We start from the raw sequence: 14,388 nt of genomic DNA, 5'->3' as shown, positions 1-14,388 counted from the left end.
GACGGGTGGGCCGGGCACCCGTCAAGTCGCGCCCAGCGTCCACCTCCCCTTGATTCATCGTGGTGCGACGATGCCAGCGCATGAATTGGCCCGTCGGCGACTACTAGATGAGTTAGTAGTACCGTGGCGTCCGCTCCCCCGTCGCATCCCCTGAGGCAGGCCGTGTCCACACAGATCACCGAGAGTGTTGGGGCGTCGACCGAGACCAACGGCTCGCCCACGCACGGTTGGGGGTGGCTCCGGTGGGGGTGGCGGTCGCTCACATCGATGCGGACCGCGGTCATCCTCCTGACCTTCCTGGCCGTCGCGGCGATTCCGGGGTCGCTTCTGCCGCAGCGCAATGTCGCCAGCGATCCCGCGGCGGTGACTAAGTTCGCGCGCGACAATCCCGATCTCTACCCATGGCTGGATCGCCTGGGCATGTTCGAGGTCTACGCCTCTCCGTGGTTCGCCGCCGTCTATCTACTGCTCCTCGTGTCCATGACCGGGTGTGTGCTGCCCCGATGCGCCCGATTGTGGCGATCGGTGCGCTCCGCCCCCGTCGCCGCACCTACGAATCTGGCGCGCATGGAATGCCACTCGCGATGGTCGGACACTGTGCCCGGAGGCGGTTCGAGCACCGAGGAGTCTCCGGTGGATGTGGCGCAGCGAGTGCTGCGACGCCGCGGCTTCCGGGTGGAGGCTCGAGGCAATGAGGTGCGCGCCGAGAAGGGCTACGTCCGCGAGCTGGGGAATCTCGTCTTCCACCTGTCGCTGCTGGTGTTGCTCGTCGGCGTCGCGGCCGGGCGGTTGTTCGGCTTCGAGGGCAGGATCGCGCTCGCCGAGGGATCCACCTTCACCAACGTCCGATCGGAGTACGACGCCTTCACGCCCTCGGTGTGGACGGACACGGAGAACCTGGAGCCGTTCTCGATCACGCTCGAGGACTTCGAGGCGAAGTTCGAGACCAGCGGCGCCAAGATCGGCGAACCGAGGTACTTCAACGCTGCACTGTCGTATCGCACGGGCACGAACCCGGAGGTGAGGAGACAGGAGGTCCGCCCCAACCACCCCCTCGACATCAACGAGACGAAGGCCTTCCTCACCGGTCACGGGTACGCACCCGTGGTGACGGTGCGCGACGCTCGCGGCGACGTGGCGTTCTCCGGACCGGTGATCTTCTTGCCCAACGACAGCTCGTACGCCTCCGACGGTGTCATCAAGGCACCTGACGCGGTGCCGCAGCAGCTGGGGTTCGAGGGCTTCTTCCTGCCGACAGCCGACATCGGGGAGCAGGGGCCGTACTCCGCGTTTCCCGATGCCTTCAACCCGCAACTGTTCCTGACGGCCTTCACCGGTGACCTCGGCATGGACGCCGGTAGTCCCCAGTCTGTCTTCACCCTCGACAAGAGCGGGATGGAACAGGCGATGCAGCGCGACGGACAACCGTTCTCGCGCGCGCTGCGGGTGGGCGAGACGATGAGCCTCCCCGGGGGCGCGGGCAGCCTGACCTTCGACAAGGTGGCCCGGTTCGCGAACTTCCAGATCGCCTACGACCCCGGCAAGGAGATATCCCTGGCCGCAGGGCTGATGCTGCTGGTCGGTCTCACGACGTCCCTGGCGATCCGCCGACGACGCGTATGGGTCCGGGTCACTCAGGACAGCGGATCGCGATGCACGGTCGAGGTGGCGGGACAGTCGCTGACCCGTTGGCCCCTCGACGCGCGCGACACCGACGCCGTCGTCGCCGCCCTCAGACCCGGCCCACTCCCCCGCCCCGCAGACTCGACCCATGAAGGACACCGACGATGACTGATCCGACGATGATGGAGAGCCTCTCCAACCTGTTCGTCTACTCGGCCATCGCCGTCTACTCACTGGCTCTCCTCGCCCACGCGGCCGAGACCGCGACGCGCACCACCCCCCGGGCCCGTGCCACGGTCACCCCGGCCGGCGTGACGGCCCAGGAGCCCCCCTCGACCGCCACCATGCAGACGCCCCGCAGCGCGCGGTGGGGCGCTGTCGGCACATCGCTCGCGTTGGCCGGGTTCGTGCTCACCCTGGCCGCGACGGTGACCCGGGGCCTGGCGGCGGGACGGGCGCCCTGGGGCAACATGTACGAGTTCGCGCTGGTCAGCACCGTGGCGGTCGGGGGCGCCTATCTCTTCTTCCTGACCCGCGAACCGGTCAGGGCGTTCGGCGTCTGGATCGTGGCACTCGTGCTGCTCGCACTGGGCATGGCGGTCACGGTCTTCTACACGCCGGTCGACGAGCTGGTTCCCGTGCTGGACTCGTACTGGTTGGTCATCCATGTGGCCGCCGCGATCGTCTCGGGCGGCATCTTCAGCCTCGGCGCGGTGGCGACCGCACTGTTCCTGGTACGAGACCGCGCCGAGCGCCGTGCTCTCTCATCCGGAGCCCCCGCTCCCCGCGGCCGCTACGCCGCGACCCTGCCCGCCAGCACGACGCTCGCTCAGGTCGCCCACGCCGCACACATGTTCGCCTTCCCGATCTGGACCTTCGCGGTCCTCGCGGGCGCGGTCTGGGCCGAGAACTCGTGGGGCCGCTACTGGGGTTGGGACCCGAAGGAGACGTGGGCGTTCATCACCTGGGTGATGTACGCCGCCTACCTGCACGCCGAGTCGACGGCCGGCTGGCGGGGACGCAGGGCCGCCTGGTTCGCCCTGGCGGGATACGCGGCGTTCCTCTTCAACTTCTTCGGGGTGAACCTGTGGATCAGCGGGTTGCACTCCTATGCGGGGGTGTGACCATGCCCGGGACCACCCGAGGTGTACTCATCGCCCGTGACCTGCTGGTCGCGTCTGCCGGTGGGAATCAGACGCTGTCAACGGCGGTGATCGGGCTGTTCACCCTGGTGTCGACCGTCCTGATCATGTATCTCATCGCCCGGGGGCCCCGGAACAAGGAGTGACCGCCCCAGCGCGACATCACCAGGTGACTTCCTCGCATCCGGCTGTGGGACTGGACTCGACCTGCAGGGTCGCGTGCTCGATGCCGTAGTCGACGCGCAGCAGGCGTTGGGCCTCGTGCAGCACGCCCTGCGAATCGGTGTGCGCCGCCAGCAGCAGGTGTGCCGTGGCCACATGCATCCCCGAGGTCAGCGTCCAGGCATGGAGGTCGTGCACGTCATCGACGCCGGGCACCGCAGCCAGGTCGTCGGCCATTGCGTCGACATCCACGCCGGCCGGAGCATGCTGCCCCAGCACGGCCAGCACCTGACGTCCGAGCCCCACGGCCCGCACGGCCACGAAGGCGCCGATCGCCAGCGCGACGAGCGTGTCCCACCAGCTGCGTCCGGTCCAGGCGACCAGCAGTCCGGCGGCGATGACACCGACGCTGCCGGCGGCATCGGCGACGACCTCGAGGTACGCGCCCTTGATGTTGAGCGACTCCTCCGCGCCACCCCGGAGCAGGAAGATCGAGACAACGTTGATCGCCAGCCCCACGGTCCCGACCACCAGCATCGGACCGGTCTCGACCTCGACCACGTCGCCGATTCGTCCGAGCGCCTCGACCACCACGAACGCGGCCACGCCGAGCATGAGGAGCACGGACAGCCCGGAGGCGAACACCTCGGCCCGGTACGAGCCGTAGGTGCGACGACCCGTGGAATCCGGACGCGCGGCGATCTTTGTCGCGACCAGGGCAGCACCCAGCGCGACAACGTCGGCCGCCATGTGTCCGGCGTCGGACAGCAGCGCCAACGACCCGCTGAGGATGCCGACGACCAGCTCCACGACGAAGAACGTCGCGACCAGCCCGAACGCGACGGCCAGCCTCCAGCGATGGTTGGCTCCGGCGTGGCCGCTGGCCCCGCCGTGGCCGTGTCCTGCACCCATGGCACTCCTCGAGTCGTCATGTCCTTGAGCCCTTGGTCGCTAGGTGCGCGCCGGCAGATGGCGGCCTGCGGGGGCCGGGCCACAGTATTACCTACGAAGCCACATAGTAGATTGTCGCATCGCCTCCCTCGTTCGAGGCCAATCCCATGCCCGTCCGGCGATTCCGTCGTCACGTTCGAGCAGACCCAATCCACACACGACCGACCCGGTGGAGAGCGCCGCATGACCCGATCCACGAATCATCTCAGCCGTTGCGCAGCGACCGATCTCCGAGCGGCGATCCTGTTCATGCTGATCATCGCGCTCGCGCTGTTGACACCCTCACCTGCCTCGGCGCACACCGAGCTCGTCGACTCGACACCGAAGGAAGGGGCGCGGCTGGTCGCGGCCCCCGCCAGCATTTCGCTCGAGTTCAGCCAAGCCGTCGACCCCAGCTTCGCGGCCATGGTTGTCTCGGTCGACGGCGACAAGCCGGTGCGCCTTGAGGTCTCCGCCGGCGACTCGTCTTCCATCGTGAGCGCGATCGTCCCGACGTCCATCAGCTCGACGGCTGAGGTCACGGAGTGGCGGGTGGACTACCGGGTGACCTCGGTGGACGGCCATCCCATCGTGGGTGACATCTCCTTCTCCGTCGCGGCCGTGGCACCGAGCGGCGACCAATCCCCGCCGCCAGAGCTTGAGCCGCACTCCACTCCTCCCGAAGCCGCGGAGGTTGCTGAGGGGAGTGGCTCGGCATGGGTACTCGTTGGCGGAGCACTGATGCTGCTCGTCCTGGTCGTCCCTGCCGGTCTGGTGCTGGCCCGGCGCCGACGCGACCACGCCCGCCTCTCGCGCGGGGAGCAGCAGTGACCTCTTCGGCGGGCATCGTGCGCGGTCTCGCGCTGCTGGCCATCGGTCCCGCGGTCACCCTCGTCCTCCTCAGCGCGACCGGGGCCATGACCGCCGAACCGGTTCCCGGACTGCCCGACCCCGGCGGCCTGACCCGCTACGGGCTGCCGCTGATCCAGGCTGTGCGCAACATCGCCGCGGGCCTCACGGTAGGCGCGCTGGTCCTGGCGTCGGTGTGCGTTCCCCCGCAGTCGGACGACCGCAACAGGGTCACCGGAGCTCGGCGTGCCCTTCTGGACCTCGTCGTGGTGGCTGCCAGCACGTGGATGTGGACCAGTCTGGCTCTGGTCGGTCTCACCCAGTCGGACGCCCTGGGCATGCCCGTCACCACGGCAGGTTTCGCCCAACAGGCGGTCCTCTTCGGCCAGAGCTACGACTTGGGGCGCTACCTCGTGGTCACCGCGGTGTTGGCCGCCCTGGTGGCGACCGGCGCCCTGGCGGCTCGGACGATCACCAGCGTCGGCCTGCTGGCAGCGACCTCCATGGCGGCGCTGTGGCCGATGGCGCTGGCCGGTCACGCCGCAGGCAGCCTCAACCACGACGATGCCGTCAACCTGCAGGCGGTCCACCTCGTGGGTGTGTCCGTCTGGGCCGGCGGGCTGGCCGCGCTGGTGTTCGTACGCACCCGACTCGGTGTCGAGGAGCTCACCAGCACCAGCAAGCGGTTCTCCGCCCTGGCGGGATGGTGCCTGGCCCTGGTGACCGTCTCGGGGGTGCTCGGGGTCTTGCTCCGGCTGCCGAACCTGTCGTCTCTCGCCTCGGCGTACGGCGCGCTGCTCGCCATCAAGGTCGTCGCGATCGCCGTTCTCGCCGGAGTGGGCTGGTGGCAGCGCAGGGTTGGGCTGGTGGGTCTCGCATCGGGGATTCGCGGATCCTTCGTGCGCATCGTCCTGCTCGAGGTGGCCGTGCTGGCCGTCGCGGCCGGGGCCGGCGTGGCCTTGAGCCGGACCGTGCCTCCGACGACCGGGCCGGAGCCTCGGCTGACGACCGCGCAGGCGTTCCTCGGGCACGAGATGCCTCCGGAGCTCGGTGCCGCCGAGTGGTTCACGCAGTGGCGGCCGGACACGTTCTGGCTGCCCGTGGCCGCGGCGATGCTCATCTGGTACTCGGCTGCGGTCATCCGACTGCGGTCCCGCGGCGACCGGTGGCCGGTAGGACGCACCGTCGCCTGGGCCTTCGGGTGGCTGCTGCTGGTGTGGGCCACGAGTGGTGCCCCCGGGGCGTACGGGCGCGTGCTGTTCAGCATGCACATGGTGCAGCACATGACGATCGCGTTGGCCGTGCCGACGTTCCTGGTGTTGGCGGCTCCCGTGTCGCTGGCCCTCCGCACCCTGTCACGGCGTGCCGACGGGTCGATGGGCCCGCGGGAGTGGCTGCTGCGGCTGGTCCACTCCGCCCCTGCTCGGCTGGCGGGGTCACCAATCGTCGCGGCGGCCCTGGTCGTCGTCAGCCTCGTGGCGTTCTACTACTCGTCGCTCTTCGAGCTCTCGCTGCGCACGCATACCGCACACCTCGTGATGACGGCGCACTTCTTGCTCAGCGGGTATCTGTTCGCCAACTGCCTCGTGGGTATTGATCCCGGTCCTCGACGGCCCGCCTACCCGCTGCGAGTGCTGCTGATCCTGGTGACCTTCGGCTTCCATGCCTTGTTCTCGGTGTCCCTGATGGCCAGCGACCAGGTGCTCGCGCGCGGCTGGTTCGAGCCCCTCGGTCGCACCTGGGGGGCGTCACTGGCGGACGACCAGTACCTCGGCGCCTCGCTGGGTTGGGCATTGGGCGACTACCCGTTGGCGATCCTGGCGGTGGCACTGGTGGCCTCCTGGGTGCATGCCGACCAGCGCGAACGGCGGCGGTACGACCGTCAGGCGGCACGCGACGGGGACCGGGAGCTCACGTCGTACAACGACTACCTCGCCCGTCTCGCCGCGGCCTCCGATTCCGGCTCCCCCCGGGTGCCGGCGCGCAGCTCGGCTGCGGGCAATGAGTCACCCGCCTCCGACACGGATCCCGCGTAGCCTGGCGGCTCCCCAGGTCGACCCGAGGAGCGCGACGATCAGGGCTGCTGTCCCGGGTGCGCTCCCCCACCGCATGGCCGGCGACACGGCATCGGCCAGCGGCAGGTCGGCCGCCAGGACTGCCGTGTCGCGCAGCGGGGCTCGCTCGAGCACCTGCCCGGACGGGTCGATCAGGGCGGTGACCCCGTTGGTGGATGCCACCGCCACGGCACGGCCCGTCTCCAGCGCTCGGACCCGGGTGATCGCGAACTGCTGCTCGAGCTGGGGGGTCCCGATGAAGCTGGCGTTGCTCGTCTGCACGACCACCAACCGCGCCCCGTCGCGGATCTGCTGGGGCAGCACGTCGTCATACGCCACGTCGAAACAGATCACGTCGGCGATGGGGGTGCCAGCCACCTCGAGCGGGGGGGTCGCGGTGCCGGGGAGCATGTCGCGCGGCACCTCGGCCAGACGCGGTGAGAGGCCGCCGAGGTAGCTGCGGAACGGGATGTACTCGCCGAACGGCACCGGGTGGCGCTTGGTGTAGCGCGACGACGTCGGCCCGCTGTCGTCCCAGACCAGGCCTTGGTTGAGGACTGTGCCGGGGGTCGGGCCGTCCACCATGCCGCCCACCAGGAGCGGCGCCCGTATGTCGTCGACGGCGCTCTGCACGGCCCTCCGGGCGATGGCATCGTTCGTCGGGTCGACTGCCGTCGAGTTCTCGGGCCACACCACCAACTGTGGCCGGGGTTGCTCGCCTTCCGCGACCTGTGCCGCCAGACCCCGGGTGGCCCGGACGTGGTTGGCGGTGACCTCGCGGTGACGATCCACGAGGTGGCGTCCGTTGCCCGGGACACCGCCCTGCACGACCGCCACCCGCATCGACGCCTTCGCGCCCGGATCCCAGGCCCACGGGATCGTGGCGGCGCCCAGGACCAGGACGGCCGCGCCGCTCATCAGCGCCGGGCGCCGGTCGGCCATGTCGGGAGCGAACCCCCGCCCCAGCAGCGCGGCCGTGAAGGCGAGAAGCCCTCCGACGGCAGCCACACCCAGGTATGGCAGGAGGCCCTCCCACGGGGTGTCGATGACCAGGAACCCGAGTCGTCCCCACGGCAGGCCGCCGAAGGGCCAGGACGATCGAGCCGTCTCCACGGCCACCCAGACCACCGCGAACCACGCGGCGGACAGCGGGAGGTGCGCGGTGAGACGGACGGCGACACCCAGCACGGCGAACCAGCCCGCCTGGACCAGGACGACGGCGATCCAGGCACCCGCCCCCATGGACTCTGCCAACCACACGAGCAGTAGCCCGTGGAACACCAGTCCGAACGTGGCACCGACGACAGCGCTGTCGCGTACGGAGCGCCTCCGCAGGGCGACCGCGAGCAGCAGCGGTCCGAGAAGCCCCATCGGCCACAGGCCGGCCGGTTCGAACGCAGCGACCAGGCACGCCCCACCAGCCCCCGCCAGCAGGACGGCGCGGAATCGCCCGGTGCCGCGACGCGGTCCTGATGTGGAGGGGGCTTTGACGACCCGGCGGCTGGCCACGAGGGGCATTGAACGACCGGTCACAGCGGGGTCTGCCAACCACCGATGAACCCCTGCATCGAGGCGAGCGCCACCGACCAGGCGCCGCTGACCTGCGCGAGGCCGATCAGCACGAGGAAGAAACCTCCCGCGCGCGACACGGCGCCCATGTGGTCCCGCACCCACGAGAAGGACCGGGCGCTGCGGTTGAAGGAGACTGCGGCAAACAGGAAGGGGAGCCCTAGACCCAGGCTGTACACGAACGTGAGGAGCGCACCGCGACCGGCCGTCGCGGTGGTGGTGGACAGGGTGAGGACCGCGGCCAGGGTGGGCCCGATGCACGGAGTCCAGCCGATGGCGAAGAGACCGCCGAGCACTGGCGCGCCGGCGAGGCCCAGGCGTGGAGTCATCGAGGGCTTGTAGGTGGCCGTCAACAGCGGGATCCTGCGGAAGGCCCCGATGAAGACCAGGCCCATGAGGACGGTGATCACCCCGGAGACTCGCACGAGCAACTCCTGGTGCTGGACCAGCAACCGACCGAGCTGTCCGAACGCGGCCCCATAGGTGGTGAAGACCACCGAGAAGCCGAGCACGAAGAGCGCCGTGCCGAGCACGACCCTGCCTTGGCGCAGGCCCGGCGCCGGCCCCATCCGGGTGGGTGCCGGTTCGGACGTCCTGATGGACGCCGGGTCGGCCAGACCGGAGACGTATCCGAGGTAGACGGGCACCAGGGGCAGGCAGCACGGCGAGAAGAAGGAGACGAGCCCGGCCAGGGCGGCCACGGCGAGGGCGAGGATGATGGGGCCGGAGAGCACTGCGTCCTGGACGTTGCCGGCGAGCAGGACGACGGGCATGGTGACCTCAGAGATCGACGACGGGCACTACTATGAGCGATAGTACGACGTGGTCCACGACGGCCAGGAAACGGGTGAGCTGAATGCGGCAGCTGGGACAGCTGGAGGCGGTGGTGATGCAGCGACTCTGGTCGGTCGATCGCCCCGTGTCCGTGCGCGAGGTCTTGGAGGACCTGCAGCGCGAGCGCGACATCGCCTACACCACGGTGATGACGGTGCTCGACAACCTGCACGGCAAGGGATTGGTCAGGCGCGAGAAGCAGGGTCGGGCCTACCTCTACGCTCCTGCCCTGTCCCGGGAGGAGCACACGGCAGGACTGCTCGACCAGGTGCTGTCCCAGAGTGGGGACCGCGGAGCGACTCTGTTGCACTTCGTGGGCCACATGTCCGAGGACGACCTCGCAGAGCTGCGCTCAGCGCTCGACCATCGCGACCCCTCCGACGCGCCCGACACCGCCCGATGACAGCGCCTCTGGTGCTGGCCCTGTTCGCACTGGCCACGGCAACCCTTGCTCCGCGCTACCTCGTTGCGGCGAGGTGGGTGGTGCGGAGCCCCAGCGGCGGCATCCTGGCCTGGCAGGCGGTCAGTGTGGCCGTGGCGTCCTCGACCATCCTCATCGGCCTCACCCTGGCGCTGCCCATCCTGCCGGTGGGTGCACAACTGACCAGCCTGGCGCGGACGACACACCTCGATGTCACCGACCACTACGCGACACCGGCGGGCAACGGCCTTGCCTTCCTGGCGCTTCTCGCCGCGGCGGCCATGACGGCTCGAGTCGTTGTCCTTTTCGCACTCGCGCTGCGACGTGCGTCTCGGGAGCGTCGGGCGCAGCACGAGGCGTTGCGCCTGGTGGGAACTCCGTCCCCCGAGGGCTACACGGTGATCGACCACGCGATGCCGCTGGTCTACTGCCTCCCCGGCAGGCACCGGACCGTGGTGGTCACCAGTGCAGCCCTGGCGGCGCTCACCGCCGAGGAGCTCGACTCGGTGCTGGCCCACGAACGCGGTCACCTGCGAGCCCGCCACGACTTGGCGTTGATCGTCAGTGGCGCTCTTGCCCGCGCCTTCGCCGGCATCGCGGTGTTCCGGACGGCGCACCAGCAGATTGCAGTGCTGGCGGAGATGCAGGCCGACGATTCCGCCCGAAACTGGCTTTCGCGTCGCGCGATGGCGACCGCGCTGGTCACGCTCGGCGCCACCGGAGCAGCGACCCCGCGCCCGTTGCCGTCAGGGACGACAGCCACTGGCTCCGTCACATCGCGGGTGGGACGACTCATCGGCGCGCCGGGGCGCGTCCTTCCTCGTCATCGCGCCGCGGTGGCGCTCGGCGTCCTGGCTCTCCTGGCGGCACCACTGGCGTTGGCGCTCTCGCCGGCGCTCGAGGCGTCCGCTCGGGATTGCTGCCATGTCGCGCTCCCGTCGGAGCCCGTCAGGCGGTGATCGTGGGTGACTGCGGCACCTCAGCGGCCGTGTGGACCTGACCGCGGTCTTGGCTCACCTGCTTCAGTGACCACCTCGTCCAACAACGCCTTGAGTGTTGAGTACGTCGTGGGACCGACGATTCGCGCGGCGATTCCACCGGCGCGGTCGACGACGACGGTGGTGGGCACCGCGGCCACGGCCACTGAGCTGCCAAAAGCGAGCAACGCCCGATCACTGTCCTCCGCACGCAGACTGGGATACGGCACGGCAAGGCGTCGTTCGAAGGCCTGCGCGGCGTCGAGACCGTCACGGACATTGATGCCCACGAACGACACGTCGTCGGCGTACTCCTCGGCGACCCTGATCAGGTCTGGCGCCTCCGTGCGGCAGGGCACGCACCACGAGCCCCAGACGTTGTAGACGGCGACCCGGCCGGCCATGTCCGCGCTGGAGAAGTTCGTGCCGTCCAGGAGAGCCCCCTCGAAGTCGGCCAGGTCCACTCGCTCCGCGACGGCGTACTGCTGGATGACGGCGTCCCCAGTCCCTCGGCCCGTGGTGGGCGGGTCTGCCCAACTGAGAGTCACCCAGATGGCGAGCCCCGACACGACGAGTGCCGCGACGGCCGGCAGGAGCCACCGCCGCCGGGGTGGCGCCGACCGCTTGGCCCGGTCGATGGCCCCACCGGCCTGGAGGTCGGGCGTCACAGACGTACCTTCCGCTATCTGATGCAGGCGGGCGGACCGCGCCTGGCTACTACGACTGATAGTACAAGCCGTGGCTCCGTCACCACCGTTGGCAAAGGACTGAGGAGAGGGTTGTTACTATCCGCCCTAGTATTTCGCGTTCGATGAGATCGGAGCTCCATGCGTATTCAGACCAAGGTGGCCGCATTCGTGGCCGTCCTGCTGGCGGCCGTGCTGGCGGCCCTGATCGCGGTGACCGTCCGGGGTGGCGAGGAAGGGCCTGCAGCGGCCGACACCCCTGCGGAGGAGTCGGCCCTGGTCAGGTCGGACAGCCATGTCCTGGGCGAACCGGGCGAGCAGGACGTCACCTTCGTGGAGTTCCTCGACTTCGAGTGCGAGGCGTGCGGAGCCGCGTTCCCCATCGTGGAGGACCTGCGTGAGAAGTACGCCGGCGAGGTCACCTTCGTGGCCCGGTACTTCCCGCTTCCTGGTCACTTCAATGCCGAAAGGGCCGCGCGAGCGGTGGAGTCCGCCGCTCGTCAGGGTGAGTTCGAGGCGATGTACCAGAAGATGTACGAGACACAGGAGTCCTGGGGCGAGGCCCAGGTGCCCCACGACGACCTGTTTCGCAGCTTCGCCGAGGACATCGGACTCGACATGGAGCAGTACGACGCCGACTACGCCTCCCCGGAGGTCAAGGAGCGGGTCCAGCGGGACGTTGACGACGGTCTGAGCCTCGGCGTCCAGGGCACCCCCACCTTCTTCGTCAACGGCGAACCGTTCCAGCCGGAGTCCGTGGAGGACTTCAGCACGGTCCTCGACGAGGCCCTCGCCGGGTGACCCGGGCATCCGTCGCGGCGCGCGGCGAGTCCCCCACGCTGGCGTGGGGGCTCATCGTGGCCGGCGCCGTGGGACTGGTGGCTTCTGCCGTCCTGCTGGTCGAGCGCATCCGGCTGGCCGCGGACTCGGGCTACGTGCCCTCGTGCAGCCTGAACCCGGTGCTGAGCTGCGGGTCGGTGATGGAGTCCTCACAGGCCTCGCTGCTGGGCTTTCCCAATCCGATCCTGGGAGTGGCTGCGTTCCCGGTCCTCGTCACGACGGGAGCAGCTCTCGTGGCGGGCGGCAGGCTCGCCCGCTGGTACTGGACGGGACTGCAGATCGGCGTCACCGCTGGTTTCGCCCTGGTGGGATGGTTGATGTTCCAGAGCCTGTACCGCATCAATGCACTCTGCCCCTACTGCATGGTGGTCTGGGCCGTTGTCGTGCCGACGTTCTGGTACGTCACGCTGCGCAATCTCGAGCAGGGGGTGCTGGGCCAGCGCGTCGCTCGAAGCCGAGGCACGCGACGCGCCAGGGAATGGCATGCTCCTGCGCTGCTCCTGGCGTTCCTCGCGGTGCTGACGCTCATCACCGTCCGGTTCTGGTCGTACTGGTCCACCCTGCTGTGAGGTGACCAGCCGCCCGACCGCGCGCAGGCACTGCTCTCGCACGCACCGGTGGGCGCGTGTCGACGCTCGGCCCTCAGTCTGGTCAGGGCCGCCGTGCTTCGAAGAGGGACCGCGGGAGCCCGTTCGGCGACTGTCGCGTACCGCGCGGCGCTGACGCCAAGGGGGTCAGAAGGTGGTGACGTGCACGTGGTCGTAATGGTTGGCGGTCACCGAACCGCGGTCCTCCATGCCTCGCCAACCCTCGCTCGCTCTCTGGACCGACCAGATGTTCCGGGCATGGATGGCATAGGAGACGCCGAGGGTCTGGTAGTTCTCGCGCACGAATTCCGCGACCTGCCATGCCCGGTCTCCACTCACCATGATGTCGACGGCGATGCCTTGAGCGTGCTCGCCGTCGCTGCGCAACGTGCCGTAGGTGGTGATCTCGGGGAACGCGGCGCACACGGCTTCGTGGACCGCCACGATGTTGGGACTCACTCCGGAGGGCACAGACGTGCCATTGGAGCAGGAGGCTCCCGCCGCCGGTCCGTCGGCGGCGTCGCCCGCGTCGCCCGCGTCGGCCTCCGGACGAGGTTTGCGGCCGGCGAGGTAGCCGCCCGTCACCCAGCGGGAGCGCCCGTCGATGACGAGCTCGTCGCGTCCGCGCATGGTCCGACCGGTCACGGTGACCCTGGTGAGCGCATCGATCAAGCCAGTCTTGCGAGCCTTCTCGCCCGGCCGTGTCCAGATGTTGAGCGGCGCGGTCGTCCACTTCTGGACGTCGGCCCTGCGTACGAGGCGGCGGGTCGCGACGGCTGCCGGAGACGGCTCCGACCGAGCGGGGCGTGGCGGCCTGCGGGTTTCGGCACGCGAGACGACCGGTCGGCGCTCGCCGAGCGGCGTGACGCTCGGCCGTGAGATTGCGCTCGGCCGGGGCGCGGGGTCAGCGGCGCCGGCCACTGGGGCGACTTCGCGAGGCGACGCACTGATTCCGGAGGCCACGGCGGCGCCGGTGGCCATCACGGCGAGCGAAGCCGCTGCGATGCTCACACGGAGCTGGGGACGGGAACGTGCGTCCCGCTTGTGGCGAGGGTCGGCCACGGCGGCAGTCCTTTGCTGGGGGGCATGGGATTCGCTTGCCCGGTCGAATCGACCGCAGGCGGATGGGTGGGAGGGCCATAACCGCCGGCAAGGCGGATGCCACCGCGATAACGAGGTGGCATCCAACCGCATCTACTATAGTGCATAGGAGATAGCGGTTGCCGAATCCGCTCGAGACGAGGGCGGGGCCATGGGACGAGCGGACACGCAGTATCGCGAGCGACTGCGAGTGCCGCTTCGATGGTGGATCCAGGGCAACCTGCTGGTGGCCAGCTTCTGGTTGGCCCTCGTGGTGGCGGTCCCCGAGGCGCTGGCGTGGGGCATCTCCGCGGCACTCGCCCTCCTCCTCGCCATGGGCCTGCGGACCTACGGGGGTTCCCGGGTCGTCGTGGAGGACGGTTGGCTTCGCGCGGGGCGCGCCAGGATCGAACTGGGTTTCGTGGGTCCGGCGCAGGCGCTCGACCGGACCAGCGCGCGGGAGGTGTCGGGACGGCTCGCAGACGCGAGGGCGTTCCTGCTGTTGCGCCCCTACCTTCCGGAGGCCGTACGGATCGAGATCAACGACCCGGACGATCCCACTCCATACTGGCTGGTGGGCTCCCGCAGAGCGCCAGCCTTGGCTTCGGCGGTCAACGAATCCAGGTACCGGTAG

At 69.6% G+C, this 14,388-nt stretch carries 15 protein-coding genes; 10 read left to right on the top strand and 5 right to left on the bottom strand.

All coding sequences use genetic code 11. The annotated features are described in order from the left end of the window. The first annotated feature begins 267 nt into the window (after positions 1 to 267). Genes resB through DAE25_RS23245 form a run of 3 tightly spaced genes read left to right on the top strand, consistent with a single transcriptional unit; the run spans position 268 to position 2,911 of the window. Positions 268 to 1,791, top strand: a complete 1,524-nt coding sequence (resB, locus tag DAE25_RS16135; protein ID WP_107767424.1) for a cytochrome c biogenesis protein ResB — start codon at positions 268 to 270, stop codon at positions 1,789 to 1,791. Further along, on the top strand, positions 1,788 to 2,747 hold the full coding sequence (ccsB, locus tag DAE25_RS16130; RefSeq protein WP_107767171.1) for a c-type cytochrome biogenesis protein CcsB: 960 nt from the start codon (positions 1,788 to 1,790) through the stop codon (positions 2,745 to 2,747). Before resB ends, ccsB begins: the two co-directional genes overlap by 4 nt. A 2-nt stretch (positions 2,748 to 2,749) precedes the next feature. Then, on the top strand, positions 2,750 to 2,911 hold the full coding sequence (locus tag DAE25_RS23245) for a hypothetical protein (RefSeq protein ID WP_159083788.1): 162 nt from the start codon (positions 2,750 to 2,752) through the stop codon (positions 2,909 to 2,911). A 16-nt stretch (positions 2,912 to 2,927) separates the two neighbouring features. Here DAE25_RS23245 and DAE25_RS16125 read toward each other — a convergent pair whose 3' ends face one another. Then, complete coding sequence (locus tag DAE25_RS16125) at positions 2,928 to 3,839, bottom strand: cation diffusion facilitator family transporter (RefSeq protein WP_107767170.1); 912 nt, start codon at positions 3,837 to 3,839, stop codon at positions 2,928 to 2,930. A gap of 222 nt (positions 3,840 to 4,061) precedes the next feature. Here DAE25_RS16125 and DAE25_RS16120 point away from each other — a divergent pair, with 222 nt between their 5' ends. Beyond that, positions 4,062 to 4,688, top strand: a complete 627-nt coding sequence (locus DAE25_RS16120; protein ID WP_159083787.1) for a copper resistance CopC family protein — start codon at positions 4,062 to 4,064, stop codon at positions 4,686 to 4,688. Next, positions 4,685 to 6,742: a cytochrome c oxidase assembly protein gene (locus tag DAE25_RS16115; RefSeq protein WP_159083786.1), complete on the top strand. Its 2,058-nt coding sequence runs from the start codon at positions 4,685 to 4,687 to the stop codon at positions 6,740 to 6,742. Before DAE25_RS16120 ends, DAE25_RS16115 begins: the two co-directional genes overlap by 4 nt. Here the strand turns inward: DAE25_RS16115 and lnt are convergent. Continuing rightward, entirely contained in the window at positions 6,713 to 8,278 is a 1,566-nt protein-coding gene (lnt, locus tag DAE25_RS16110; protein WP_107767167.1) for an apolipoprotein N-acyltransferase, read from the bottom strand. The genes DAE25_RS16115 and lnt overlap by 30 nt on opposite strands. Positions 8,279 to 8,289: 11 nt before the next feature. Further along, positions 8,290 to 9,102 carry a cytochrome c biogenesis CcdA family protein gene (locus DAE25_RS16105; protein ID WP_107767166.1) on the bottom strand — a complete coding sequence of 271 codons (813 nt, stop codon included), beginning with the start codon at positions 9,100 to 9,102 and terminating at the stop codon, positions 8,290 to 8,292. Between the two features lie 83 nt (positions 9,103 to 9,185). On the opposite strand from DAE25_RS16105, the gene DAE25_RS16100 reads away from it, so the two are divergent. Continuing rightward, the gene (locus DAE25_RS16100; protein WP_107767165.1) at positions 9,186 to 9,566 is read left to right on the top strand and encodes a BlaI/MecI/CopY family transcriptional regulator; all 381 of its coding nucleotides are present in this window, start codon (positions 9,186 to 9,188) and stop codon (positions 9,564 to 9,566) included. 11 nt (positions 9,567 to 9,577) lie between these two features. Next, on the top strand, positions 9,578 to 10,543 hold the full coding sequence (locus tag DAE25_RS16095) for a M56 family metallopeptidase (RefSeq protein ID WP_159083784.1): 966 nt from the start codon (positions 9,578 to 9,580) through the stop codon (positions 10,541 to 10,543). A gap of 20 nt (positions 10,544 to 10,563) precedes the next feature. Here the strand turns inward: DAE25_RS16095 and DAE25_RS16090 are convergent, their stop codons facing one another. Next, on the bottom strand, positions 10,564 to 11,130 hold the full coding sequence (locus DAE25_RS16090; protein WP_159083783.1) for a TlpA family protein disulfide reductase: 567 nt from the start codon (positions 11,128 to 11,130) through the stop codon (positions 10,564 to 10,566). Positions 11,131 to 11,388: 258 nt separating this feature from the next. On the opposite strand from DAE25_RS16090, the gene DAE25_RS16085 reads away from it, so the two are divergent. Beyond that, positions 11,389 to 12,048 (top strand): DsbA family protein, encoded by a 660-nt coding sequence (locus tag DAE25_RS16085; protein WP_107767162.1) that lies wholly within the window; start codon positions 11,389 to 11,391, stop codon positions 12,046 to 12,048. Further along, positions 12,045 to 12,656, top strand: a complete 612-nt coding sequence (locus DAE25_RS16080; RefSeq protein ID WP_107767161.1) for a vitamin K epoxide reductase family protein — start codon at positions 12,045 to 12,047, stop codon at positions 12,654 to 12,656. The genes DAE25_RS16085 and DAE25_RS16080 overlap by 4 nt, the downstream gene beginning before the upstream one ends. Before the next feature lie 165 nt (positions 12,657 to 12,821). Here the strand turns inward: DAE25_RS16080 and DAE25_RS23240 are convergent, their stop codons facing one another. Beyond that, positions 12,822 to 13,685, bottom strand: coding sequence for a hypothetical protein (locus tag DAE25_RS23240; protein WP_159083782.1), 864 nt, complete (start codon positions 13,683 to 13,685; stop codon positions 12,822 to 12,824). A gap of 241 nt (positions 13,686 to 13,926) precedes the next feature. Here DAE25_RS23240 and DAE25_RS16070 point away from each other — a divergent pair, with 241 nt between their 5' ends. Beyond that, on the top strand, positions 13,927 to 14,388 hold the full coding sequence (locus tag DAE25_RS16070) for a DUF3093 domain-containing protein (RefSeq protein ID WP_107767159.1): 462 nt from the start codon (positions 13,927 to 13,929) through the stop codon (positions 14,386 to 14,388).

The sequence above is a fragment of the Nocardioides terrigena genome (assembly GCF_003047265.1).
GTDB lineage: Bacteria > Actinomycetota > Actinomycetes > Propionibacteriales > Nocardioidaceae > Nocardioides > Nocardioides terrigena.
This window is presented reverse-complemented; position numbering and strand designations above follow the sequence as displayed.